Source organism: Massilia sp. Masssp94 (assembly GCF_059491305.1).
The window spans coordinates 5,478,290-5,504,242 of the sequence record NZ_CP168501.1 but is presented as its reverse complement, the minus strand read 5'-3'; the positions used below and the strand labels follow the sequence as shown (position 1 = coordinate 5,504,242).

The 25,953-nt window shown below is 67.8% G+C and carries 19 protein-coding genes; 14 read left to right on the top strand and 5 right to left on the bottom strand.

Annotated features, from left to right (window positions below):
- Positions 1 to 150: 150 nt before the first annotated feature.
- The gene (locus tag ACEN9G_RS24475) at positions 151 to 5,064 is read left to right on the top strand and encodes a response regulator (protein WP_413340173.1); all 4,914 of its coding nucleotides are present in this window, start codon (positions 151 to 153) and stop codon (positions 5,062 to 5,064) included.
- A complete protein-coding gene (locus ACEN9G_RS24470) occupies positions 5,064 to 5,918 on the top strand; it encodes a CheR family methyltransferase (protein ID WP_413340175.1) in 855 nt (284 codons plus the stop codon). Before ACEN9G_RS24475 ends, ACEN9G_RS24470 begins: the two co-directional genes overlap by 1 nt.
- Positions 5,919 to 6,029: 111 nt before the next feature.
- On the opposite strand, the gene ACEN9G_RS24465 is transcribed toward ACEN9G_RS24470, so the two are convergent.
- Entirely contained in the window at positions 6,030 to 6,653 is a 624-nt protein-coding gene (locus ACEN9G_RS24465) for a glutathione S-transferase family protein (protein WP_413340177.1), read from the bottom strand.
- A gap of 159 nt (positions 6,654 to 6,812) precedes the next feature.
- On the opposite strand from ACEN9G_RS24465, the gene ACEN9G_RS24460 reads away from it, so the two are divergent.
- The gene (locus ACEN9G_RS24460) at positions 6,813 to 9,515 is read left to right on the top strand and encodes a M1 family metallopeptidase (RefSeq protein WP_483127101.1); all 2,703 of its coding nucleotides are present in this window, start codon (positions 6,813 to 6,815) and stop codon (positions 9,513 to 9,515) included.
- 6 nt (positions 9,516 to 9,521) lie between these two features.
- On the opposite strand, the gene glpD is transcribed toward ACEN9G_RS24460, so the two are convergent.
- Positions 9,522 to 11,072, bottom strand: coding sequence for a glycerol-3-phosphate dehydrogenase (gene glpD, locus ACEN9G_RS24455; protein ID WP_483127100.1), 1,551 nt, complete (start codon positions 11,070 to 11,072; stop codon positions 9,522 to 9,524).
- Between the two features lie 166 nt (positions 11,073 to 11,238).
- Here glpD and ACEN9G_RS24450 point away from each other — a divergent pair, with 166 nt between their 5' ends.
- Together ACEN9G_RS24450 and ACEN9G_RS24445 are read left to right on the top strand one after the other, a co-directional pair.
- On the top strand, positions 11,239 to 11,865 hold the full coding sequence (locus tag ACEN9G_RS24450) for a phosphohydrolase (protein ID WP_483127099.1): 627 nt from the start codon (positions 11,239 to 11,241) through the stop codon (positions 11,863 to 11,865).
- Positions 11,862 to 12,677 (top strand): SIR2 family NAD-dependent protein deacylase, encoded by an 816-nt coding sequence (locus ACEN9G_RS24445; RefSeq protein ID WP_483127098.1) that lies wholly within the window; start codon positions 11,862 to 11,864, stop codon positions 12,675 to 12,677. Before ACEN9G_RS24450 ends, ACEN9G_RS24445 begins: the two co-directional genes overlap by 4 nt.
- 337 nt (positions 12,678 to 13,014) lie before the next feature.
- On the opposite strand, the gene ACEN9G_RS24440 is transcribed toward ACEN9G_RS24445, so the two are convergent.
- Positions 13,015 to 15,114, bottom strand: a complete 2,100-nt coding sequence (locus ACEN9G_RS24440; RefSeq protein WP_413341924.1) for an ATP-dependent helicase — start codon at positions 15,112 to 15,114, stop codon at positions 13,015 to 13,017.
- Between the two features lie 368 nt (positions 15,115 to 15,482).
- On the bottom strand, positions 15,483 to 15,701 hold the full coding sequence (locus ACEN9G_RS24435; protein WP_413341926.1) for a hypothetical protein: 219 nt from the start codon (positions 15,699 to 15,701) through the stop codon (positions 15,483 to 15,485).
- Between the two features lie 200 nt (positions 15,702 to 15,901).
- Between ACEN9G_RS24435 and ACEN9G_RS24430 the strand changes: the two genes are divergently transcribed.
- The 9 genes from ACEN9G_RS24430 (at position 15,902) to ACEN9G_RS24390 (ending at position 23,435) form a co-directional block, all read left to right on the top strand.
- Positions 15,902 to 16,078: a hypothetical protein gene (locus tag ACEN9G_RS24430; protein ID WP_181158672.1), complete on the top strand. Its 177-nt coding sequence runs from the start codon at positions 15,902 to 15,904 to the stop codon at positions 16,076 to 16,078.
- Positions 16,079 to 16,146: 68 nt separating this feature from the next.
- Positions 16,147 to 16,752 (top strand): chromate transporter, encoded by a 606-nt coding sequence (locus ACEN9G_RS24425; RefSeq protein ID WP_413341928.1) that lies wholly within the window; start codon positions 16,147 to 16,149, stop codon positions 16,750 to 16,752.
- The gene (locus tag ACEN9G_RS24420) at positions 16,749 to 17,372 is read left to right on the top strand and encodes a chromate transporter (protein ID WP_413341930.1); all 624 of its coding nucleotides are present in this window, start codon (positions 16,749 to 16,751) and stop codon (positions 17,370 to 17,372) included. Before ACEN9G_RS24425 ends, ACEN9G_RS24420 begins: the two co-directional genes overlap by 4 nt.
- Positions 17,373 to 17,446: 74 nt before the next feature.
- A complete protein-coding gene (fghA, locus tag ACEN9G_RS24415) occupies positions 17,447 to 18,289 on the top strand; it encodes an S-formylglutathione hydrolase (RefSeq protein WP_413341931.1) in 843 nt (280 codons plus the stop codon).
- 213 nt (positions 18,290 to 18,502) lie between these two features.
- The gene (locus ACEN9G_RS24410; RefSeq protein ID WP_413341933.1) at positions 18,503 to 18,979 is read left to right on the top strand and encodes an Hsp20/alpha crystallin family protein; all 477 of its coding nucleotides are present in this window, start codon (positions 18,503 to 18,505) and stop codon (positions 18,977 to 18,979) included.
- A 114-nt stretch (positions 18,980 to 19,093) separates the two neighbouring features.
- A complete protein-coding gene (locus ACEN9G_RS24405; RefSeq protein WP_483127097.1) occupies positions 19,094 to 19,813 on the top strand; it encodes a phosphoribosyltransferase in 720 nt (239 codons plus the stop codon).
- Positions 19,785 to 20,972, top strand: coding sequence for an SRPBCC family protein (locus tag ACEN9G_RS24400; RefSeq protein WP_483127096.1), 1,188 nt, complete (start codon positions 19,785 to 19,787; stop codon positions 20,970 to 20,972). The genes ACEN9G_RS24405 and ACEN9G_RS24400 overlap by 29 nt, the downstream gene beginning before the upstream one ends.
- 7 nt (positions 20,973 to 20,979) lie before the next feature.
- Complete coding sequence (locus ACEN9G_RS24395; RefSeq protein ID WP_413343695.1) at positions 20,980 to 22,323, top strand: erythromycin esterase family protein; 1,344 nt, start codon at positions 20,980 to 20,982, stop codon at positions 22,321 to 22,323.
- Between the two features lie 128 nt (positions 22,324 to 22,451).
- Positions 22,452 to 23,435 (top strand): CsgG/HfaB family protein, encoded by a 984-nt coding sequence (locus tag ACEN9G_RS24390; RefSeq protein ID WP_413343696.1) that lies wholly within the window; start codon positions 22,452 to 22,454, stop codon positions 23,433 to 23,435.
- Here the strand turns inward: ACEN9G_RS24390 and ACEN9G_RS24385 are convergent, their stop codons facing one another.
- Entirely contained in the window at positions 23,436 to 25,802 is a 2,367-nt protein-coding gene (locus ACEN9G_RS24385) for a sensor domain-containing diguanylate cyclase (RefSeq protein ID WP_483127095.1), read from the bottom strand.
- Between the last annotated feature and the right edge of the window lie 151 nt (positions 25,803 to 25,953).

Sequence of the window (25,953 nt, the reverse complement as noted above, 5' to 3'; positions counted from 1 at the left end):
CGTAACAATCCTGTCTGTCAGGCCATATGCATGCTTGACTTGACCGGACACGGGTGTATCGTTGCGTTTCCTTAGCATTTAACAATGCGCGTTGTCTGAAGACCATGCGCGCCAGCCCCCTTCCGCTTTCTCTTCGAGGATCTTTAGTCAATGAATAACATGACCGACATGGCTGAACAGCTCGATGTCAAGCTGCTGCTGTCCACGCTGATGGCGCTGAAAAAAGGCGACTTCTCGGTGCGCATGCCGTCCGACTGGACCGGCGTGTCCGGCAAGATCGCCGATACCTTGAACGACATCATCGAGACCAAGGAAAAAATGGTCGAGGCGGTCACCGAAGTGTCGCGCGTCGTGGGCCGCGAAGGTCATCTGACGCAGCGCGCCTCCGTGCCCGGCGTCGTGGGCGGCTGGTCCACCATCATCAGCTCGGTCAATACCCTGATCGACGACCTCGTGCGCCCGACGACGGAAATGGCGCGCGTCATCGGCGCCGTCGCGAAGGGCGATTTGTCGCAGACGATGGCGCTGGAAGTGGACGGCCACCCGCTGAAAGGCCAGTACCTGCGCGCGGCGACGACCGCGAACACGATGGTGGAACAGCTGTCGTCGTTCTCGTCCGAGGTGACGCGCGTGGCGCGCGAGGTCGGTACCGAGGGCAAGCTGGGCGGCCAGGCGTACGTCCCCGGCGTCGCGGGCACGTGGAAGGACTTGACGGACTCCGTGAACTCGATGGCGGGCAACCTGACGTCGCAGGTGCGTAACATCGCGGAGGTGACCACCGCCGTGGCGAACGGCGACTTGTCGAAGAAGATCACGGTGGACGTGCGCGGCGAGATCCTGCAGCTGAAGGACACCATCAACGTGATGGTGGACCAGCTCCGCTCCTTCGCGTCCGAGGTGACCCGCGTGGCGAGGGAGGTCGGTACGGAAGGCAAGCTCGGCGGCCAGGCCTACGTGCCTGGCGTCGCGGGCACGTGGAAGGACTTGACCGACAACGTGAACTTCATGGCGTCCAACCTCACGGGCCAGGTGCGTAACATCGCGGCCGTGACGACCGCGGTGGCGAACGGCGACCTCGGTAAAAAGATTACCGTGGACGTGAAGGGCGAGATCCTCGAGCTGAAGAACACCATCAACGTGATGGTGGACCAGCTGTCCTCGTTCGCATCGGAGGTGACCCGCGTCGCCAGGGAGGTCGGCACGGAAGGCAAGCTCGGCGGCCAGGCAATGGTGAAAGGCGTCGCGGGCACGTGGAAGGACTTGACGGACTCCGTGAACTCGATGGCAGGTAACCTCACGGGCCAGGTGCGTAACATCGCGGACGTGACGACCGCCGTGGCGAACGGCGACCTGTCGAAGAAGATCACGGTGGACGTGAAGGGCGAGATTCTCGAACTGAAGAACACCATCAACGTGATGGTCGACCAGCTGAACTCCTTCGCGTCCGAGGTGACCCGCGTGGCGCGTGAAGTGGGTACGGAAGGCAAGCTCGGCGGCCAGGCGAACGTGCCGGGTGTCGCGGGTACGTGGAAAGACCTGACGGACGGCGTGAACTCGATGGCGGGTAACCTGACGGCGCAGGTGCGTAACATCGCCGACGTGACGACCGCCGTGGCGAACGGCGACCTGTCGAAGAAGATCACGGTGGACGTGAAGGGCGAGATCCTGGAACTGAAGAACACCATCAACGTGATGGTGGACCAGCTGTCCTCGTTCGCATCGGAGGTGACCCGCGTGGCGCGCGAGGTGGGTACCGAGGGCAAGCTGGGCGGCCAGGCGTACGTGCCGGGCGTCGGCGGTACCTGGAAAGACCTGACGGATAACGTGAACTTCATGGCATCGAACCTGACGGGCCAGGTGCGTAACATCGCGGCGGTGACCACCGCCGTGGCGCGCGGCGACCTGTCGAAGAAGATCACGGTGGACGTGAAGGGCGAGATTCTCGAACTGAAGGACACCATCAACGTGATGGTGGACCAGCTGTCGTCATTCGCCTCCGAGGTGACCCGCGTGGCGCGCGAGGTGGGTACCGAGGGCAAGCTGGGTGGCCAGGCCAACGTGTCCGGTGTCGCGGGTACGTGGAAGGACTTGACGGAGAACGTCAACCAGCTGGCGGCCAACCTGACGAACCAGATGCGCGCGATCGGTGAAGTGGCGACGGCGGTGACGCGCGGCGACCTCTCGCGTTCCATCCAGGTGGAAGCGCGCGGCGAGGTGTCCTACCTGAAGGACAACATCAACGAGATGATCCGCAACCTGAAGGAGACGACGCAGAAGAACGCGCAGCAGGACTGGCTGAAGACCAACCTGGCGCGCTTCACCCGACTGCTGCAGGGCCAGCGCGACCTGCAGGCCGTGACGAAGCTGATCCTGTCCGAGCTGGCGCCGCTGGTCTCCGCGCACCACGGCGTGTTCTACATGATGGATTCGCAGGAAGCCGACGCGCGCCTGCGCATGATCGCGTCGTACGGCTACCGTTCGAGCAGAAAACTGCCGACGTCGTTCCTGCCGGGCGAAGGCCTCGTGGGCCAGTGCGCGCTGGAGAAGACCCGCATCTGGCTGACGGACGTCCCGCGTGACTACATCGTCGTGTCGTCCGGCCTCGGTTCCGCGCCGCCGACGAACATCGTCGTGCTGCCGATCCTGTTCGAACAGCAGGTCAAGGCCGTCATCGAGATCGCGTCGCTGGATCGCTTCACGGAAACCCACCTCTCCTTCCTCGACCAGCTGATGGAATCGATCGGCGTCGTGCTGAACACGATCGAGGCGAACAGCCGGACGGAATCGCTGCTGACCCAGTCGCAGTCGCTGGCGCAGGAACTGCAGCAGACGAACCAGGAGCTGGCGGAAAAGGCGCGCCTGCTGTCCGAGCAGAACATCGAGGTGGAACGCAAGAACCGCGAGGTGGAACAGGCGAAGCTGGCGCTGGAAGAAAAGGCCACGCAGCTGGCGCTGTCGTCGAAATATAAATCCGAGTTCCTGGCCAATATGTCGCACGAGCTGCGCACGCCGTTGAACTCGCTGCTGATCCTCGCGCAGCAGCTGTCCGACAACCCGGAAGGCAACCTGTCGTCCAAGCAGGTCGAATTCGCGAAGACGATCCACGGCTCCGGCTCCGACCTGCTGACCCTGATTAATGACATTCTCGACCTGTCGAAGATCGAGTCGGGTACGGTCACGCTGGACGTGTCGGAATACCGCTTCTCGAACCTGCGCAACTACGTGGACCGCACGTTCCGCCACATGGCCGAGGCGAAGCATCTCGGCTTCTCGGTGGAGCTGGCGGACAACCTGCCGACCGCGGTCATGACCGACACGACGCGCCTGCAGCAGGTCCTGAAGAACCTGCTGTCGAACGCGTTCAAGTTCACGAGCCACGGCAACGTGTCGCTGACGATCAGCCTCGTGACGAGCGGCTGGACGGCCGACCACCCGCACCTGCTGCATGCGGACGCCGTGCTGGCGTTCTCCGTGCGCGACACGGGCGTCGGCATCCCGGCCGACAAGCTGCAGCTGATCTTCGAGGCATTCCAGCAGGCCGACGGCTCCACCGCCCGCAAATACGGCGGCACGGGCCTGGGCCTGTCGATCTCGCGCGAACTGGCGCGTCTGCTGGGCGGCGAAATCCGCGTGGAGTCCACCGTGAACATCGGTTCCACGTTCACGCTGTACCTGCCGTACAACCGCGCGGGCTTCATCAACTACGAACAGACCCGCCAGCCGCAACCGGCACGCCTCGCGCCGCCGCAGCCGCAACCGTCGGCCCTGCCGGCACCCACGATGCTGCTGGAAGTGGAGCCGGAACCCGTCACCAGCGTCACCCTGCCCGACCCGTCGAACAGCCTGGTCGAATACGCGGCCATGCTGGACGACCGCGGCCTGATCGTGCCGGGCGACCCGTCCGTGCTGATCGTCGAGGACGACGAGCGTTTCGCCAAGACGCTGCTCGAATTCGCGCGCGAAAAGAACTTCAAGAGCATCGTCACGCACCGCGGCGATTCCGCGCTGTCCCTCGCCCGCGACTACCTGCCGTCCGCGATCCTGCTCGACATCGACCTGCCGGACATCGACGGCTTCACGGTGCTCGACCGCCTGAAACGCGACCCGAGCACACGCCACATCCCCGTGCACGTGATGTCGTCGCTGCGCGAGCGCGAGCGCGCCCTGCGCCAGGGCGCGATCTCGTACATCAACAAGCCCGTGAGCCGCGAGATGCTGCAGGAAGAATTCAAGCGCATCCAGAAATTCCTCATGGGCGGCAAGCGTTCGCTGCTCGTCGTCGAGGACGACATGGCGCAGCGCGAATCGATCGTCGGCCTGATCGGCGATTCCGACGTGCGCATCGTGACGGCGGAAGACGGCAAGGCGGCGCTGGAGGCGCTGGCGCAGCAGCACTTCGATTGCATGGTGCTGGACCTCACGCTGCCCGACATCTCCGGCTTCGACCTGCTCGACCAGATCGGCAAGCAGCAAGCGTTGCGCGACCTGCCGATCGTGATCTACACGGCGCAGGAACTGTCGCGCAAGGAGGTCACGAAGCTGAAGCGCTATGCCAAGACCATCGTCGTCAAGGATGCGCGCTCGCCGGAACGCCTGCTCGACGAGACCGCGCTGTTCCTGCACCGCTCGCAGGCCAGCCTGCCGGAGACGCAGCGCCGCATGCTGGAAGAGATCCACGCGGCGGACGGCGGCCTCGCGGGCCGCAAGGTCCTCATCGTCGACGATGACCTGCGCAACATCTTCGCGCTGTCGTCGCTGCTGGAGCGCCAGCAGATGCAGGTGCTGTTCGCCGAGAACGGCCGCGACGGCATCGAGGTGCTGGAAAAGGACCCGGCCATCGAGATCGTCCTCATGGACATCATGATGCCGGAGATGGACGGCTACGACACGATGCGCGCCATCCGCCGCATCCCGAAGTTCAAGTCGCTGCCGATCATCACGCTGACCGCGAAAGCGATGAAGGGTGACCGCGACAAGTGCATCGCCGCGGGTGCGTCCGACTACATCACCAAGCCGGTCGACGTCGCCCAGCTGCTGTCGATGATGCGCGTCTGGTTGCACTGATGACGTCCGTAGCGAATACCTGGACCGGCCTCGCGGCCGGGCTGGCGGTCGAGGAGCTGGAAACGGAGCTGCTGCTGGAGGCACTGTTCCAGCGCTACGGCCACGAGTTCCGCGGCTACGACCGGGCGTACCTGCGCCGGCGGCTGGGCGACGCGATGCGCGGTCATGGCGCCGCCACCTTGTCCGGCCTGCAGGAAAAGGTATTGCACGCCCCGCTTGCTGCGTCCGCGCTGCTGCGCATGCTGGCGCCGCAGCCCGTCGACCTGTTCGAGAACACGGGCCACACGCAGCGCCTGCGCACCGTGCTGGCGCCGTCGCTGCGCGCGTGGCCCGTGCCGCGCGTATGGCTGGCGGAATGCGCGGGCGTCGGCGAAGCGTGGGGTCTCGCCATCGTGCTGGCGGAAGAAGGCGTGCTGGGCAAGCTGGACATCCACGCGACCCTCGCCAACGAGGAACTCGTGGCCGAGATGCAGGACGCGTGGCTGCCCGTGGCCGAGCTGGACGCCGCGCAGACCCGCTACGCCGCGAGGGGCGGCCATGCCGCGCTGTCGACGTACTTCGAAGTGCGCGACGGCCAGGCGCGCCTGCAGCCGCAGCTGCGCCGGCGCATCACGTGGTCGCAGTACAACCTCGTGACGGATGCGTCGTTCAACGAATTCCAGGCGATCCTGTGCTGCGGCGCGCTGTCCGACTTCGGGCCCGTGCTGCGCCAGCGCGTGCTGCGGCTGTTCCACGACAGCCTCGCGCGCTTCGGCGTGCTGTGCCTGGACCGGCCGCTGGCCGTGTCGGATGCGTATGCGGGGACGTACCAGGCGATCGAGGGGGATCGGCCGTGGTACAAGCGGGTTGGATAGCAGACTGGCGTCATCCCCGCGAAAGCGGGGATCCATGCTGAGGTTCCGAAGTCGCAAAGATATCGAACCCTGAAGCTCAGTATGGGTTCCCGCTTCCGCGGGAACGACGACTCATACGATCCGGGCGCTCGGCCGCTCCGCAATCCTGTCCCGCCACGCCTGCAAATTCGTCAGCCCCTCGTCCGAGGGCCTGAACTTCATCAGCCCGCGCGCAAACTCCAGCGCGCAGAACCCCGTGATGTCGGCGATCGTGAAGCGCTCGCCCGCCAGGAAATCGCGGTCCGACAGCACGCCGTCGAGCCAGCGCGCAGTCTCGCGCACCTTGGCGCCCTGCGCCGCGCCGAAGTCGGGAAACTGCGGCTGTTCCAGCGGCGCGAGGCCCGGATGCGTGTGGCGCACGCAGTTGGCGATGCGCAGGAACAGCTGCAGCTCGCAGCGGCGGTCCATCATCTCGATGAACGCGCGTTCCTCGAAGTCCTCGCCCATCAGGTTCGGGTTCGGATACTTCCCCTCCAGGTAAGTACAGATGGCGCGCGTCTCCGCCAGCGTGCGCCCGTCGGGCAGTTCCAGCACGGGCACCTGCGCCATCGGATTGAGCTGGGCGAACGCCTCGCTGCGGTGCTCGGCCTTGCCCAGGTCGATCTGCACCGTGGCGATGTCGGTGATGCCCTTCTCGGCCATGAACATCAGGACGCGGCGCGGGCTCGGCGCGCGGGTGCTCGTGTACAGTTTCATCCAGCGTCTCCTCATTCGATTGGCGCCGCCGATCATAACGCATCCTGTCCTTTTGCTCATTTGACAGCGTGCGCCGTTTAACCGTAGATTCCCGGCTTGGCCGCGCGCGTCCATCCGACATCACGCGCGGGTCCGACATACATACACGACAGGATTTCCATGCACCGCAAGCTGCTTTCCGCCGCCGTCGCCCCAGCTTTTACCCTTGCTCTGGCGACCGCACCCTTTCACGTCGGCGCCGCGCCTACCCGCGCAAGCGCGACGGCGAACGCCGACACCACCACGCAACTGCCGCGCGGCGTCGTCCCGACGCATTACCAGGTCGCGCTGACGCCGGACGCCGCCAACGCCTCGTTCGGCGCCCGCGCCGTCGTCACGATCAACGTGGCCAAGGCCACCAGCACGATCACGCTGAACGCGGCCGAGCTGAAATTCTCGAAAGTGACGCTGGCACCGGCGGCCGGCGGCGCCGGACGCGAAGCCTCGGTCGCCGTCGACAACGATGCCCAGACCGCCACGTTCACGTTCGCCCAGCCGATCGCACCCGGCATGTACCGCCTGGCGATGGACTACACGGGCGCGATCGGCACGCAGGCCGTCGGCCTGTTCTCGCTGGACTATCCCGGCGCGGACGGCAAGCAGCAGCGCGCGCTGTACACGCAGTTCGAGAACTCGGACGCGCGCCGCATGATCCCATCCTGGGACGAGCCCGCGTACAAAGCCAGCTTCGCGCTGGACGTGGTCGTGCCGGCCGCCCAGATGGCGGTCAGTAACATGCCGGCGACGAAGACGGAGACCCTGCCGGACGGCCGCAAGCGCGTGAGTTTCGCGACCACGCCGAAGATGTCGACCTACCTGCTGTTCTTCGCGCTCGGCGACTTCGAGCGCGCGGCCGCGAAGGTGGACGGCACGGAGATCGGCGTCGTCACCCGCCGCGGCGCGGTGCCGCAGGCGAAGTTCGCGCTCGATGCGTCGCAGGCCATCCTGCGCGAATACAACGATTATTTCGGCGTACGCTACCCGCTGCCGAAGCTGGACAACGTGGCCGGCGCGGGCCGCAGCCAGTTCTTCAGCGCGATGGAAAACTGGGGCGCGATCTTCACGTTCGAATACGCGCTGCTGCTCGACCCCGCGATCGCCACGCAGCACGACCGCGAAGAGATCTTCGCCACCGCCGCGCACGAGATGGCGCACCAGTGGTTCGGCGACCTCGTGACGATGCGCTGGTGGGACGACCTGTGGCTCAACGAAGGCTTCGCATCGTGGATGGAGAGCCGCACGACCGCGCGCCTGCATCCGGAATGGAACACGCACCTGGGCGCCGTCGGCGTGCGCGAAAGCGCGATGCGGCGCGACTCCGTCGCCGGCACGCACCCCGTCGTGCAGCACGTGGAGACGGTCGAACAGGCCAACCAGGCCTTCGACGAGATCACGTACTCCAAAGGCGAATCCGTCATCCGCATGCTGGAAGCGTATGTGGGCACGAACGCGTGGCGCAACGGCGTGCGCGCGTACATGAAGGCGCACGCGTACGGCAACACGGTGTCGGACGACCTGTGGAAGCAGATCGAGAAGGCGGCCGGCAAGCCCGTCACCGCGATCGCCCACGATTTCACGTTGCAGCCGGGCGTCCCGCTGATCAAGGTGGGCGAGCCGGCGTGCCGGAACAATGCGACCACGGTGGCGCTGACGCAGGCCGAATTCACGCGCGACCGCGCCGACAAGGTGCCACTGGCCTGGCGCGTGCCCGTGATCGCGCAGATCGCCGGCAGCACAAGGGGGACCACGAAGCAGGCGAGCACGCTCGTCACGGGCGGCAAAGGCACGATCACGATCCCCGGCTGCGGCGCCGTCATCGTCAACGCGGGCCAGAGCGGCTACTACCGCACGCTGTACTCCTCCGCCGATTTCGCCCAGCTGGCCACGCGCTTCGCCAGCCTGGCGCCGATCGACCAGATCGGCCTGCTGGCCGACAGCAGCGCCCTGGGCCAGGCCGGCCTGCAGCCCGCGTCCGACGTGCTGGACCTCGTGCAGGCGACGCCCGCCGGCGCCGATCCGGCCGTGTGGACGCGCATCGCCGCACTGCTCGACGGCGTCCACAACCGCTACCGCGAACAGGCCCGCGGCGGCGACGCGACCCGCCAGAAGCGTTTCGACACGTTCGCGATCGCGCGCCTGGCACCGCTGATGGCGCAGGTCGGCTGGACTGCGCGGCCGGGCGAAGCGTCGTCCGTCGCCAACCTGCGCGAAGAGCTGGTCAATGTGCTGAGCAACCTCGGCGACGCCAACGTCATCGCCGAAGCGCGCCGCCGCTACGCCGCGCTGGCGACGGACGCCAGCGCCGTGCCGGGACCGCTGCGCAAGACGGTGATGGGCGTCGTCGCCCAGCACGCGGACGCCGCCACGTGGGACCAGTTGCAGCAAGCCGCGCGCAACGAGACGACGCCGCTCGTGCGCGACCAGCGCTACACCCTGCTGGCCGCGACCGAAGACCGCGCGCTCGCCATGCGCGCGCTGCAACTCGCGCTGACGGACGAACCGGGCCTCACGATCGGCGCCGAGATGATCTCCGAAGTGGCGCTGCGTTATCCGGACATGGCGTTCGACTTCGCGATCGCGAACCTCGCGCAGATCAACGACCGCGTGGACGCGAGCTCGCGCAGCCGCTACCTGGCGCGCCTCGCGACGGGATCGTCGGATCCGGCGATGGTCGACAAACTGGGCGCGTACGCACAGGCGAACCTGGCACCGAGCTCGCGCGGCGACGTCGAGGCGGCCATCGCGGCCATCAAGGACCGCATCCAGGTGAACGCGGCGCGCCTGCCCGAGATCGACGCCTGGCTGGCGAAGAACGCGCAGTAAAGCGCGCTATTGCGCGGCGACCGTGCCGCGGCGCCGCGCCGTCAGCCACGCATCGAGGCGCTGGGCCGCGCCCGGCGCCACGTGCAGGCCCAGCTTCGTGCGGCGCCACAGGATGTCGTCGGCCGCCATCGCCCATTCCTGGCGCACGAGGTAGTCCGCCTCGACCTCGTACAGGCCGGCCACGATTTCCTCGCCCAGGTCGGCACGCGCGCGGCAATGCGCCAGCAGCGTGGCCAGGCGCGTGCCGTAGCTGCGGGCATAGCGCGCCAGCAGGCCGTCGGGCAGCCAGGCGAATTGCTGGCGGCGTGTGCGCACCCACGCGTCGTACTCGAGCACCGCACGCGCGACCGGCTCCTTGCCATACAGGTCGCCGCCCGGCAGGCAGGCATGCGCCGTCCACGCCGGCACCTGGCGGCCCAGCACGGGCCCGATCCAGTCGACGGCCTGTTCCGCGAGCTTGCGGAACGTCGTCACCTTCCCGCCGAACACGGACAGCAGCGGCGCGCCGCCGGCCGTGTCGTGCTCGAAGCGGTAGTCGCGGCTGGCGGACGATGCGCTGCCGCCGCCATCGTCCGCGATCAGCGGCCGCACGCCCGCATAACTCCACACCACATCGTCCGGCCCGATGCGCCGCTCGAAGCAGCGGTTCACGGCGTCGCACAGGTACGCCGTCTCCGCGGGGCTGATGGCGACGCGGTCGACGTCCTGCGCGTCGTGGTCGACGTCCGTCGTGCCCACCAGGGTGAACGCGCCCTCGTACGGCAGCGCGAACACGATGCGGCCGTCCGGCTGCTGCAGCAGGAACGCCTGGTCGCCGTCGAACAGGCGCGGCACGACGATGTGGCTGCCCTTCACGAGCCGCAGGGGGCGTGCCGGGCCGGCACCCGTCGCCTGCAGGAAGCTGCCCGCCCACGGCCCGGCCGCGTTGACGAGGCAGCGCGCGTGCACGTGGGCGGTGCCGTCCGGACCCTCCAGGTCGGCGTCCCACCGCTTCGCGTCGCGCCGCACCCGTGCGCAGCGCGTGCGCGTGAAGATCGTCGCGCCCCGTTCGCGCGCATCGAGCGCCGCCAGCACGACGAGGCGCGCATCGTCGACCCACGCATCGGAATACGCGAACGCCTGCGTGAAGCGGGGCTGCAGCGCGGCACCGGCCGGGAGTTCGCGCAACGCGACCGTGTCTGACGCCGGCAGGAAGTCGCGCCGCGCCAGGTGGTCGTACAGGAACAGGCCGGCGCGGATCATCCATGCCGGACGCTGGCCCGGCGCGTGGGGCATCAGGAAGCGCAGCGGCCGGATGATGTGCGGCGCGCTCTTGAGCAGCACTTCGCGCTCCGCCAGCGCCTTGCGCACGAGCCCGAAATGGTATTGCTCCAGATAGCGCAGGCCACCGTGGATCAGCTTGCTCGACGCGGACGACGTGTGCTGCGCGAGGTCGTCCTTTTCGCACAGCACGACGCGCAGGCCGCGCCCGGCCGCGTCGCGCGCGATGCCGGCGCCGTTGATGCCGCCGCCCACGACGAGAACGTCGCACTCGATTCGTTTGCCGTGTTCACCCATGAAGCCGCACTCCGGATTGCCGGGCCCCCGCCCGGCCGCAGCCTACTCTACACCGCGAACGGGGCCCCGTGTTCGGCCACGTCAATCCGGCCGGGGTCGGCCGGCGCGGCCGTGTAGAATCGGGCCATGTCCACCGTTTCATACCACCGCTGACATGGCGCCCGACATGCGCGCCTGGGTCCGCATGCCGTCCGGCAAGCGCCTCGACCTGCTGAATCCGACACCGTTCGACTGGGACGACAGCGACCTCGCCCTCGGCCTCGCGCGCACCTACCGCTGGGGCGGCCACTCGGCGTGGCCCCTGCCGCTGTCCGTGGCCCAGCATTCGATCGCCGTGATGCTGCTGCGGCGCGCGGCGTCGCCCACGCCGCTCGCCGCCGTCGTCGAATTGCGCGAGCTGTTGCACGACGCGGAAGAAGGCCTGCTCGGCTTCGACGCCGTCGCGCCGATCAAGCCGTTCCTCGGCGAGGGTTTTCGCGCCCTCACGCGGCGCCTGGAACAGGCCGTGTTCCTGCGCTACCGCCTGCCCGCGTGGACGCCGGCCGAGCACCAGCTCCACAAGCGCGCCGACCGCCTGGCCGCCGCCAGCGAAGCCGTGCACGTGGCGGGCTGGTCTGCGCAGGAAGTGCGCACGACGCTGAAGATCCGCTCCGCCGTGCTGGCGCACGATCCGCTGGTCGACGTGTATGGCTGCGCACCGTGGGAACCGTGGCCGCCGGGCGTCGCCGCCGAACGCTTCCTGGCCGCGCTGGAACAGCTGCAGCGCCGCATCGACGAAGGGGACGCCGCGTGAGCGCCGCCGAACTTGCGCGGGCCGCCGCGCTGCTGCGCGATGCCGACGGTCTCCTGATCGGCGCCGGGGCCGGCATCGGCGTCGATTCCGGCCTGCCCGACTTCCGCAGCGACCACGGCTTCTGGCGCGCCTATCCGCCGCTGGCCGCGCTGGGCATCCGCTTCGTCGAGATCGCGAATCCGCGCAACTTCGACAGCAATCCCGAACTGGCCTGGGGCTTCTACGGCCACCGCCTCGCGCTGTATCGCGCCACGGTCCCGCATGCGGGCTTCGCGATCCTGCGCGACCTCGGTGCGCGCCTGAAGCACGGCGCCTTCGTCTTCACGAGCAACGTCGACGGGCAGTTCCAGCGCGCCGGCTTCGGCCAGGACCGTGTCGTGGAATGCCACGGTTCGATCCACCACCTGCAATGCACGCGCCCGTGCGGCGATGCGATCTGGCCGGCCGATGCCGTCGATCCGCTCATCGATCCCGCGACCTGCCTGATGACGCCGCCGCTGCCCCGTTGTCCGCACTGCGGCGCGCTGGCGCGGCCCAACATCCTGATGTTCGGCGACGGCCGTTGGGTGGACGCCCGCAGCGAAGCGCAGTACGCCCGCCTCGACCGCTGGCGCGCGCAGGTGTCGAACCTCGTCGTCATCGAACTGGGGGCCGGCACGGACGTGCCTTCCGTGCGGCACATGTGCGAAGCGCAGGGTGCGCCGCTCGTGCGGATCAATCCGCGCGAGCCCGACGTGCGTCCCGGCCGGGGCGTCGGGGTGGCGCTGGGTGCGCTGGACGCCCTGGCGGCACTCCGTGCAGCGCTCGGTTGACTTGATCCTAATCGACCCGAAAATGCTCGATGCCGCATCAAGTCCGCGACCTAAGGTATTGATTCGACTGGATTAATTTTAATATCCACAAGAAATGTGGATAACTGTGTGGACAAGCGCCTCTTGACAAGCCGGAAGCCCAGTATTGGTGCGGGTTTCAACAAACTGCCCATTGAACGGGCAAAATCTAAACCCAATTAAATCAAAGACTTACGGTTGCTCGTGTTTTAAGCAGGCACTGGAAATGAGGCAAATTCCTACAAAATCGACCCAGCGTGGATAACTTTGTCACAGTGTTCCGATTCTGCCCACTTTTGCCGTCATCTTGCCGTTATTTTCATTTCCAGGCATTGCGGGCCCGTTCGCGCACCATCATTCGCACGCTGTCCGGCATCGGTTTGCGCACATGCAACGTTTCGGCATTCGTCCAGACGCATTCCTCGAAGTGCTTGAGCATGACGGGCGTGACGAAGCGGGTGCGCTGCGCATAGACGTGCCGGTCGCCCATCTGCGCCTGCTGCTTGATGAAGAAACGGTTCGGGACGATGAGGTGCAGGTGTTCTTTCGCGCGCGTCATCGCCACGTACAGCAGGCGGCGCTCTTCCTCGATGTCCTCCGCGCTGCCCGTCGCCATGTCGGACGGGATGCAGCCGTCGACGACGTTCAGTACGTGCACGGCCTTCCACTCCTGCCCTTTGGACGAGTGGATCGTCGACAGGATCAGATAATCCTCGTCCAGCAGCGGCGGGCCGGCGCGGTCACTCGTTGCTTCCGGCGGGTCGAGCGTCAGTTCGGTGAGAAAGTTCTCGCGCGAGCCATAACCGCCCGCCAGCGCCACCAGCTGGTCGAGGTCGGCGGCACGGACCACTGCGTCGTCGTGCAGGCGCTCGAGGTGCGGCAGATACCAGTCGCGGACGAGTTCGATTTCCAGCGGCCAGCGCAGGCCCGTCGTGCGCAGGGTGCGGAACAGCGCGGTAAATTGGTCCCACTCCCCTTGCGCGCGCGGAGGCGCGGGAAACGCGTCGACGGCCGCGACGGGGTCGAGCGCCTCCGCCACCGCATCGAGCAGGCGGGCCGCCGTCGCCGGGCCGATTCCCGGAATCAGTTGCACGACGCGGAAGCCGGCCACGCGGCCCGCCGGATTCTGGGCGAAGCGCAGCATGGCGAGCACGTCCTTGATATGCGCCGCTTCCAGGAATTTGAGGCCGCCGAATTTTACGAAGGGGATATTGCGCCGCACGAGTTCGAGCTCCAGCGCGGCGCTGTGGCTGGCGGCGCGGAACAGCACGGCCTGCTGCGTCAGCTTGATGCCCGCCTCGCGCTGTTCCAGCACGCGGTTGCACACCCAGCGGGCCTGCTCGGCCTCGTCCGGGATCAGCACGAGCTGCGGCTTGCCGGTGGCGACCTTATCGGTCCACAAGGTCTTCGCATGGCGTTCCAGCGCGGCGGCGATGACGGCGTTCGACGCGTCGAGGATGGGCTGCGTCGAGCGGTAGTTGCGGTCCAGCGTAATCATCGTCGTGTGCTCGCCGAACTGCTTCGGAAAGTCGAGGATGTTGCGCACCGTCGCGCCGCGGAACGAATAGATCGACTGCGCATCGTCGCCGACGACCATCACGCCCCGCCCGTCCGGCTTCATGCCTTGCAGGATCGCGGCCTGCAGGCGGTTCGTGTCCTGGTATTCGTCGACGAGCACGTGGTCGAACAGCGCGCCCAGTTCCGGCCCGAGTTCCGGATCGGACGCCATCTCGGCCCAGAACAGCAGCAGGTCGTCGTAGTCGAGGACGTTCTGTTCCTGCTTGGCGTCGACGTAGGCGCCGAACAGGCGCTTGAGCTGCTCTTCCCATTCGCTGCACCACGGGAAGGTCGACTGCAGCACGTCGGCCAGCGGCTCGCGGGAATTGACGACGCGCGAGTAGATCGCGAGGCACGTGCCCTTCAGCGGAAAGCGTTTCTGGCCGGTGGCGGCGCCCAGGCCCACGTCCTGGCGCACGAGGCCCATCAAGTCTTCGGAGTCGGCGCGGTCGTGGATCGTGAACGAGGCTTCCAGCCCGATCCGGCCCGCGTACTCGCGCAGCAGGCGGGCCCCGATGCTGTGGAATGTGCCGGCCCACGGCAGGCTGCCCACGGCCGTCGACATGCCCAGCACGCGCTGCAGCACGCCGGCGGCGCGCTGGCCCATTTCATTGGCCGCCCGGCGCGAAAACGTCAGCAGCAGGATGCGCTGCGGGTCGCTCCCCGCCAGGATCAGCTTCGCCACCCGGTGCGCCAGCGTATTCGTCTTGCCCGAGCCGGCGCCCGCGACCACCAGCAGCGGCCGGACCATCCCCGCACCCACGTCGTGCTCGACGGCGGCGCGCTGCTCGGGATTCAGGCCGGCGAACGGATCGGCGGGCGCGGCGGGCTGGGAAACGGGGGTGGCGGTGGCGACGGACATGGCGGTTGAGGATAGATGCTCAACTGTACATTTGTCCAGTATCTTTATGCAAGCGCAGATGGCAATGTAGCAAACCAGCGTCAGCGGACGCGGCCGCTCACGGCCCTGCCCGCCTCGCTTGCCTCTTCAACAAGGCTTGATCAGATATCCACAAAAACTGTGTATAAGTTTGTGGAAAAACACCCTCTTGACATGCCAAAACCAAGCAGGAATGCGGGTTTCAACAATTTGCCCGTTGCGCGGGCAAAACTCAATCTTCACAAAATCAATGAGTTACCAAGTCAAGTGACACACGAATCGAGAATATTCGCAAGATGCACGCGAGCAAGACTGTGCATAACCGTCGAGCTTGTCGCCTGCCTGCACCCTTACCTGCACCAGGAGCGCCTGCGGCCCGGCTCCGTCAGCACGCGTTCGATGACGTCGTTGCCGACGTTCTGCGAACGCAGGTATTCCACGGCCGACATCGTATTGCTGCGCTGCTGGAGCGCAATGCCCAGGTCGACGATATCCTTCTGTTGCGTATCGCGCCGCTGGTAAGGGACGGTCACCTGACCGTCTTCGAGCTCGAGGGTGTCTTGGTTCATCGCAGTTCCTGACTTTGATGGATTGAAGGGATTGCTGCCTAACGAGTATTTCCCACCTTTGGCCAAAGTCAAGATTAATTTTTATCCAATGTGGCATTCGTTTGTGAATTCCTCATGACAAACCCGCGCCGCATGCGCGCGCCGCGCCGTTTTCGCTGCGCCTAGAATGGCCTCGTCTATCCAACCACCACGAGGACGCCATGAGCGCAATGCCCGATCCCGACCTGAAACCCGGCGACGAAGCCGAACCCGGCACGCCAGGCGCCGGCGAAGACCTGTGCGAAACCTGCGGCGGCAGCGGCAAGCTGGCCGACGGCAAGACCTGTCCCGAATGCGAAGGCACGGGACGCGTGATGCGGGGCATCGGAGGCGGCTGATCGCCGGACCGCCGGACCGCCGGACCGCCACATGGACAGGATGCCGGGAGCGGCGCGATAATCGGGGCATGAATGCATCGCCCAGCTCCCCGCCCTCCGGCACGACCGCGCCGTCCGAAAGCGCCCACCGCCCCCGCTCCCTCGCCGACCTGTTCATTTCCTTCACCTTGCTGGCCCTGCAGGGCTTCGGCGGCGTGCTGGCCATCGTCCAGCGCGAGATCGTCGACCGCAAGCGCTGGCTGACCCAGGAAGAATTCATCGAAGACTGGGCCGTCGCCCAGATCATGCCCGGACCGAACGTCGTGAACCTGTCACTGATGATCGGCGGCCGCTATTTCGGCATCGCCGGCGCGCTCGCCGCACTGGCCGGCCTGCTGACCGTGCCCCTGATCCTCGTCATCGGGCTGGCCGTGCTGCACGACCGCTTCGCCGACAGCCCCGTCGTGGCCGGCGCGCTGCACGGCATGGCCGCCGTCTGTGCCGGCCTGATCGGCGCGGCCGGCCTGCGCCTGGCGAGCGCGCTGAAGAAAAGCCCGCTGCCCCTGTCCTGGTGCCTGGCCATCGCGGCGGCCGGCTTCATCCTCGTCGCGTTCCTCAAATGTCCGCTCCCCTGGGTGCTGTTCGGCCTCGGCGGCCTGGGCTGCGTCCTCGCGTACCGCCGGCTCGCATCATGACGGCGCCCCTGCACCTCGCGCTGGACTGGGCCGACTGGCTCAATTTGTTCGGCCATTTCCTCCTGATGTCGCTGATGTCGGTCGGCGGGGCCATCTCGACGTCGTCGGAGATGCACCGCTTCCTCGTCGAGCAGCACCACTGGCTGACCCAGGAACAGTTCAACCAGTCCATCGCGCTGGCCCAGGCCGCACCGGGGCCGAACGTCCTGTTCGTCGCCCTGATGGGGTGGCACGTCGGCATGAACGCCGGCAGCACGGCCGCCGCGCTGTTCGGCGTGCTCGTGACGATGGTCGGCATCATGACGCCGTCCACCATCATCACGTACACAGCCGCCCGCTGGGGCCACCGCAACCGCGACCTGCGCGCCGTCCGGGCCTTCAAGCAGGGCATGGCGCCCATCGTGATCGCGCTGCTGCTGTCCACCGCCTGGATCATGGCCAGTTCCGCCGGTACCGGTGCGAGTGCCGGTGCAGGTGCCCCGACCGCGTCCGCCGTCCTGGCGAACTGGCCCCTGTGGCTCGCCGCGATCGTCAGCGGCCTGATCATCTGGCGCACGCGCATTCACCTGCTGTGGCTGCTCGCTGCCGGCGCCGTGCTGGGGGCGCTCGGCCTGATCTGAAGCGCAGTGGCGGCCTGCCTGCGGACCGGGCATACTTGCGCTTTCGATCAGTCAACCATCCGATGGACCGAGCCATGCCCGAACTCCTCAGCGAACACGTTTGTTTCGACGGCGTCCAGCGCTTCTACAAATACGATTCCGCCGCCATCGGCCTGCCGATGCGTTTTTCCGTGTACCTCCCTCCCGGCGCGCGCGGCAAGCGCCTGCCCGTCCTGTTCTACCTCGCCGGCCTGACGTGCACCGAAGAGACCTTCATGATCAAGGCCGGCGCCCAGCGCGTGGCGGCGCAGGAAGGCCTGATCCTGGTCGCGCCCGACACGAGCCCGCGCGGCGCCGGCGTGCCCGGCGAGACCGACAACTGGGACTTCGGCGCCGGCGCCGGTTTCTACGTGGACGCCACCCGCGAACCGTGGTCGACCCACTACCGCATGTACAGCCACATCCTCGAACTGCGCGAACTGGTGCTCGCCACCTTGCCGGCCGATCCGGCGCGCGTGGGCATCTTCGGCCACTCCATGGGCGGCCACGGCGCGCTGATGCTGGCGCTGCGCAACCCCGACCTGTTCCGCTCCGTGTCGGCCTTCGCCCCCATCGCCGCGCCGTCCCGCTGCCCGTGGGGCGAGAAGGCGTTCGGCGGCTATCTCGGCACCGATCGCGACGCGTGGCGCGTCTACGATGCGACCGAGCTGATGGCCTGTGCCGGCGCCCCGCCCTTCCCCAAGGGGATCCTGATCGACCAGGGCCTGGGCGACAAGTTCCTGGCCGAACAACTGTACCCGGAGGCGTTCGAGGAAGCCTGCCGCGCCGTCGGCCAGCCGCTCGAACTGCGCCGCCATCCGGGCTATGACCACGGCTATTACTTCATCTCCACCTTCGTCGAAGACCACCTGCGCTTCCACCGGCGCAACCTCGGCTGACGCCCGCATCTGCCCCGGTCCGCACTGTCATTGACCGGGGCGGTTTCGCAAAAATTCCCCGCTTTCGTTCGCCTGCTGTCCTGCCTCAAAGGTCCGTCCGGGTTCCCGCGCACGGTTCGAGACGACTCTTGCAAACCCTTTTCGACCGCCCTATAAATGGTGTTGCGGCGCCCTGCGCGCCGCGGGACATCATTCTTAAAAGGGAGGTCTATCATGAACCTGATCAGAAGAGGCACGACGCCGCTTTCCACGCTTTCCACACTCCGTCCCGGCGCCATGGAAGACCAGTTCGGACGCATGGTCGAAAACATGTTCCAGGACTTCTTCGCGCCGCTCGCCCAGGGGCGCTGGGCCGGCGAGGACGTCGGCATGCCGCGCCTGGACGTCAGCGAGACGGACAAAACCTTCGAGGTGAAGGCCGAGCTGCCCGGCGTCAAGAAGGAGGACGTGCACGTTTCGATCGACGGCCAGCGCGTCACCATCGAAGGCGAGTGTCAGCAGGCAAACGAACAGCGCCAGGGTGAGCAGGTGGTGTATTCTGAGCGCTCGACGCGCAAGTACCAGCGCAGCTTCACGCTGCCCTCCGAAGTCGACGATGCCAGCGCGCAGGCGCGGCTCGAGGACGGCGTCCTGATGCTCTCGCTGCCGAAGAAACAGGGCGGCACGGCGCGCCAGCTGACGATCCAGTAGGGTCGATGAGCCGCACGGCGAGGCACGCGAGCGGACGGCCCGCGGGCCGCCCGCGACCGCGCTCACGCCGCGCCCGGTTCGAGATCAGGGAAGGACTCTGAAAGCGTGCGCATCATGGCCGACATCCGTCATTTCAAGAATCGCACCGAAGCGGGCCGGCTGCTGGCGCAGCGGCTCGCCGCCCATACCCGGCATCCGGACGCCATCGTGCTGGCACTGCCGCGCGGCGGCGTCCCGGTCGGGTTCGCCATCGCACAGCGGCTCGGCATCGCCCTCGACGTCCTGCTCGTGCGCAAGCTCGGCATGCCCCGCCACGAGGAATTCGCGATGGGCGCCGTGGGCAGCGGCGGCGTCCGCGTGCTCCAGCCCGGCGTGCCCGGCCTGATGGGCGTCACCGCGCAGGACGTCGACGCGGTGACGGCGCGCGAGCTGGCCGAACTGCAGCGGCGCGAGCGCGCCTATCGCGGCGGCCGGCCGCCCCTCGACCTCGCCGGCCGCAGCGCGATCCTCGTCGACGACGGCGTCGCCACGGGTTCCTCGATGCTGGCCGCCATCGAAGTCGCGCGCCGGCTGGGTCCGCGCGAGCTGGTGCTGGCGATCCCCGTCGCGCCGCCCGACACGGCGGCCGCGCTCGAGGCACGCGTCGACGAACTCGTCTGCCTGTCGACCCCGCCCCACTTCCGCGCCGTCGGCCAGTGGTACGACGCATTCGAACAGACCAGCGACGAGGAAGTGCAGGATTTGCTGGCCACCGCCTGGCATGACGAGGCGGCGGCCAGGGCCAGACCAACCGGAGGAGCCAATCATGAAAAACACGACGGACACAGGCTATGAAATCGCGAAGTGGATCGGCGGTGCCGCTGCCGGCGCCCTGCTGATGTACATGCTCGACCCGGACCGCGGCGGGGCGCGGCGCGCGCAATCGGCCGCGGCCGTGCGCAACGCGGGCGCGCGCACGTCCAGCGCACTGGGCAACGTCTGGCGCGGCGCGGGCGAACGCATCGGCGCCGCCGGCGACGAGCTGCGCGACCGCGCGGCCGATATGGCCGACAGTGGCGGCAGTGCCGGGGCCAGGTCGGGCTCGGCACTGGAGCGCATGGGGCACGCGGCAAGCGAAGCGCTCGACGCCGGCATCGACAAGGCGAAGGACACGCTGGCCCGCGCGAGCGGCGCCGTCGGCAGCGGCATGGACAAGGCACGGCATGCGCTGGGCAGTGCGGCCGACGGGGGCGGACACGAGGTCGGCAACGGCATGGACAAGGCCCGCGCCATGGCGCACGACGTCCGCACCCGGGTGCGCGACACCCTGCAGGCGGGCCCCGGCGGCGAATGGACGCCCACCGCGCGCAATTCCGCCCTGGCCGGCGGCGGCCTGCTGGCCCTGTATGCGCTGAGCCGGCGCTCGCCGCTGGCATGGATGCTGGGCCTGGCCGGCGCCGCACTGCTGGCCCGCGGCGCCACCAACCAGCCGCTGCTGGGCATGCTGCGCGGCCGCGGCGTCGGCATGGACCAGACCATCGACTTCAGCAAGGCTATCCACATCGACGCCGCGCCGGACGACGTCTACGACCTGTGGACCCATTACGAGAACTTCCCGCACTTCATGTCCCACGTCGTCGAGGTGCGCGACCTCGGCCGCGGCCGCTCGCACTGGGTCGTGCGCGGCCCCGGCGGCAGCGAGTTCGAATGGAATGCCGTGCTCACCGAGCAGACCCGGCCGCACCGCCTGGCGTGGCGCAGCGAAGCCGGCGCCGAGATCCCGCAGAGCGGCTCCATCCAGTTCGAACCGCATCGCGGCGGCACCCGCGTCACCGTGCACATGTCGTACGCGCCGCCGGCGGGCGTCGTCGGCCACGGTCTCGCGACCCTGCTCGGGTCCGATCCGAAGACGCAGATGGACGACGACCTCGCGCGCATGAAGGCGTTCATCGAACGGGGCGCCGTGCCGCGCGATGCCGCTCGTCCACGCACCAGCAGCCGCTGGCTGCACTGAGGTGGTCATGGCGACGCCGCAGACCCCGCAGCACACCATCTCGGCGCTGCGCAACGCCGCGCGTCCGTTGACGGGCGGCGACCGCGACTACGACGCCCTGCTCGACCTCGTGGGCGATGCCCGCTTCGTGCTGCTGGGCGAGGCGACGCACGGCACCCACGAGTTCTACGAGGAGCGGGCGCGCATCACGCAGCGCCTGATCGAGGACAAGGGTTTCCACGCGGTCGCGGTCGAGGCGGACTGGCCGGACGCCTACCGCGTCAACCGCTACGTGCGCGGCCGCGGCGATGACCGCAATGCCGACGAAGCCCTGTCCGGCTTCCAGCGCTTTCCGAACTGGATGTGGCGGAACACGGACGTCGCCGCGTTCGTCCAATGGCTGCGGCATCACAACGAGAAGACGGCCGGACCGCGGGTCGGCTTCTATGGCCTCGACCTGTACAGCCTGTTCACGTCGATGGAGGAAGTGCTGCGCTACCTCGACCAGGTCGACCCGAACGCGGCACGCCAGGCGCGCGAGCGTTACGCCTGCTTCGACCATTACCACGAGGACAGCCAGCACTACGGCTATACCGCGAGCCTCGACCTGTCCGCGTCGTGCGAACAAGGCGTCCTCGAGCAGTTACGCCAGCTACAGCAGCGGGCCGCCGACTACATGTACCGGGACGGCGACGAGGAAGCGTTCTTCTACGCCGAGCAGAACGCGCGCCTCGTCAAGAATGCCGAGGAATACTACCGGACGATGTTCCGGGGCCGCGTGTCGTCATGGAATTTACGCGACAGCCACATGGCGGAGACCCTGGATGCGCTTGCCCGCCACCTGTCGAAGGATGGCGAGCCGTCCAAAATCGTCGTCTGGGAACACAATTCCCACATCGGCGACGCGCGCGCGACAGAAATGGGAGAAATGGGCGAGTGGAACGTCGGCGAACTGGCGCGCAAGGAATACGATGGACAGACCCGGCTGATCGGGTTTTCCACGTACGACGGCTTCGTCACGGCCGCCTCGGAATGGGACGCGCCGGCCGAGCACAAGCGCGTCCGGCCGGGCATGCCGGGCAGCTATGAGGAGTTGCTGCACGAGACGGGCATCCCCCGCTTCCTGCTACCGCTTCGGGACGGCATCGACCAGGACGTGCGCGCCACGATGGAGGAACGGCGGCTGGAACGGGCCATCGGCGTCATCTACCTGCCGCGCACGGAGCGCCACAGCCATTATTTTGCCGCCCGCATGGCGCGCCAGTTCGATGCCGTGATCCACATCGACCACACGACGGCCGTGCATCCGCTCGATCGGGGCGGCGGCTGGCATGCGGAGGAACCACCGGAGACTTATCCCACAGGTATCTGACCATTGTGTCCGAAAAACGGGGAACTGTGAAAGTTGGTGAGATTGCAACCCCATACAGACTTGTAAAATGAACAAAGGTGTAAGGCACGCTCCGCGTGCTTTCCTTCTCACTGTTCACTTACAAGGTCATGAAGCCAATCCGGATTTCGATCATTGCCGCCCTGCTCGCGGGCGCCACCTCCCTGCACGCCCAGGAAACCACGTCCAAAGTCGAGCGCTGCGACCGCCCGCTCGGCACCATCGCCGTCACGGAAGCCCAGAGCGAGAGCGCCCACGCGCTGCAGAGCTACGGGCTCGGGTCGCCAGTCGCGCTGCTGCGCATCATGATCCAGCAATCGAACTGCTTCCAGGTGGTCGAGCGCGGGGCGGCGATGGCCAATCTGCAGCAGGAACGCGCGCTCGCCGCGAATGGCGAGACGCTGTCGGGCAGCAACGTCGGCAAGGGCCAGCTGCAGGCGGCCGACTTCGTGATGACGCCGAACGTGCAGTTCGCCGCCGCCAACACGGGCGGCATCGGCGGCGCGATCTCGGATTACGGTGGCCGCCTGCTGGGCGGCCTGGGCCGCATCGCGGGCGGCATCGCGGGCAACCTCAAGTTCAAGGAAGCGCAGACGAGCCTCCTGATCGCGGACGTCCGGTCCGGCATCCAGGTGGCGGCGGAAGAAGGCGTCGCGACGAAGACGGACTTCGGCATTTCCGGCTGGAGCTGGGGCGGCGGCGATTACTCGCGCCTGGGCGGCTATACGAACACGCCGGAAGGCAAGATGGTCGCGGCCAGCCTGCTCGACAACTACAACCGCATCGTGGCGCGCATCCGCAACGAGCCGAGCCTCGTGCGTACCAGCAGCGCGGCCAGCAAGGTGAATGCGCAGGCATCCGCCCGCGAGGGCGTGCCCGTGACGGCCGGCGCCAGCGTGTACGCGCGCCTCGCGACCGTCAAGGTGTACACGGAACCGCGCGCCGGCAGCAAGGTGATGGGGACGTTGAAGCGGTCGGAAGAAGCGATCGCCACCGGCGAAGAGCGCGACGGCTTCGTCAAGATCGACGGCGAGAACGTCTCCGGCGGCTGGGTGCAGCGCACGCTGGTGGCCACGCAGCCCGCGCCGCAGTAATTACTTCACCGGCACGCCGGCCGCCTCCTCCGCCACGCGCACGACGCAGCGGTTGCGGCCGCCGTGCTTGGCGGCATACAGCGCCGTGTCGGCCCAGCCCAGCACCTGGTCCTGCGTGGGCAGCGGGCCGTCCGCGCCGTGCACGAGCGCGATGCCCACGCTGGCCGTGACCTCCAGCGGACCGGCCCCGGTCGCAATGGGCTTCCGGATGGCCTCCACGATCTTGGCGCCGATCCGCTCCGCCTCGTCGACGCCCTTCACGTCTTCCAGCAGGACGACGAACTCGTCGCCGGCCAGGCGCGCGGGCGTGTCCGTGACGCGCACGCAGGCGGCCAGGCGCTGCGCAAATTCCTTCAGCACCTCGTCGCCGACGCCGTGGCCCCACGTGTCGTTGATGGCCTTGAAGTGGTCGATGTCCAGGTAGGCCAGGCCCATCACCTGGCGCTGGCGGCGCACCCGTTCCAGCGCCTGGCCCAGCAGTTCGCCGAACAGGCGGCGGTTGGCGATGCCGGTCAGGCTGTCGAAGCGCGCCATCTGCACGAGCCGGCTTTCCGCCTCCTTCACCCGCGTCATGTCGTGCGCGAGCGCGTACACACCCGCGACGGCGACGTTCACCCTGCCCTGCGCCTGCACGTCCGGCACGAACGTCCATTCCAGGATGCGGTGCCGGCCCTGCGCCTGCAGCGGCATCTCGAACGTGGCGCCGACGCCTTCGAACGCCTGCTTCAGGCGCGGCCGCGCCGCGTCGTAGGCCGGCTTGCCCAGCACTTCCTGCAAATGCATGCCCGGCAGGCGGACCGGTTCCAGGCCCAGCCACGCCTGGAACGTCGCGTTGCCGAAGCCCAGGCGGTGGTTGCGGTCGATGTAGCAGATCAGCACGGGCAGGTTGTCGGCGATCAGGCGCAGGCGCTGCTCGCTCGCGGCCTGCGCCAGTTCCGCTTCCTTGCGCTCGCTGATGTCCATCGCCATCACGAAGAAGCCGGCGACGCGGCCGTCGGCATCGATGTCGGGAATCGTGTCGATCATCTGGTGGCGCCTGGCGTCGTCGCTGCGCACGTCTTCCACGTGGCCGTGCTCGCCCCGCAGCGCGGCACGGATCAGCGGTTCCAGGCGCGCGTAGCCGGCTTCTCCCAGCGCCTCGCTCACCGTGCGCCCGATGAATACGTCCGGCTCGGATCCGATCATGCGGTCGAAGCCGGCGTTGGTGAATTCGAAGCGCTCGTCGCGGTCGACGTAGGCGATCACGGCCGGGACATTGTCGGCGATCGCGCGCATGCGGGCGGCCGCGCGCCCGCGCGCCTGCACGAGGTCGTGGAAGGCACGGCCCAGTTCGCCGATCTCGTCGTTGCGGGCGAGCGCCAGCACCTCGCTGTCGACGCCCTCGTGGCGCACGGCGGCCACATTGCGGCGCAACTCGGCCAGCGGGCGCAGGCCACGGCGCACGAGCCACCACGCAAGCAGGCCCGCGACCAGCGCGAGGATGCCCGCCACGACCAGCACGGTGCGCCGGACCCGGGCGAGCGGCGCGAACGCCTCTTCCTCCGGATAGCGCGCGCCGAGGATCCAGCCGGTCGTCGCCAGGCGTTTATAGGTGACGATGGCGGGACCTTCGCGGTCGCCGCCGATCAGCCAGCCCTCGAAGCCGTGCAGGGCGCGCGCGATGCCCGGCTGGTCGGCGGGCGGCGCCGTCGCGGTCTGGCGTTCCTTCGCCGGCGAATCGATCAGCGTGCCGTCGGCCGACATCAGGAACAGATAGCCGGTGCTGCCCGGCCGCAGGGCGTCGACCTGGCGCAGGAAGCGCGCATGCTGCAGGTCGATGCGGCCCGCGAGCACGTAGACGATCTCGCCGTGGTCGTCGAACACGGGCGCCGTCACCAGCACCATGTTCGCGCCCGACAGGCGGCTCTGGAACGGATCGGACACGATACCGTGGCCGCGCAGCAGCGTTTCTTCGAAGTACGGGCGGCCCGTGGCCGTCAGCGGCTGGGCGGTCGGCATGGAAGCGCCCGACGCCACCAGTTCGCCACTACGGGCAAAGACGGCGATGTTGACGAACTCGTCGCCGACGTCGGCCGTGCGGTTCGCGAGCCAGGCCTGCAGGCGGCGCGGATCGTGGCGGGCGTCGAGCGGCATCGCCGCGGCCAGCGCGGCCATCTGGCGCAGCCGCGCTTCCAGCAGGTCGTCGAGGAAGGCGGCGGCCCCGGACAGCGACGCATACTGCTGCGCGCCCAGCACGGCGCGCAGGTCGTGCTCGGCCACGTCCACGGCCAGCGGGCCGGCGAGCATCGTGGCGCCCAGCACGAGCACGCCGACGGCACCGGCGAGGCGGCTGCGCAGGTTGGTCGGAAAAGTGATCGGTCGTCGCATGTAAATGGGGCGTGCGATGCTGCGCATCGGGCCGCTCCAGTATGTCATAGCCCCCGGGTTTCTACTATTGCCACGTAAAAGATCAAATCCCTTGGTCTTGACGGGGCAGTTTGGTTTAGCATTGCACAGTTCCGATCTGGCAATCCAAACC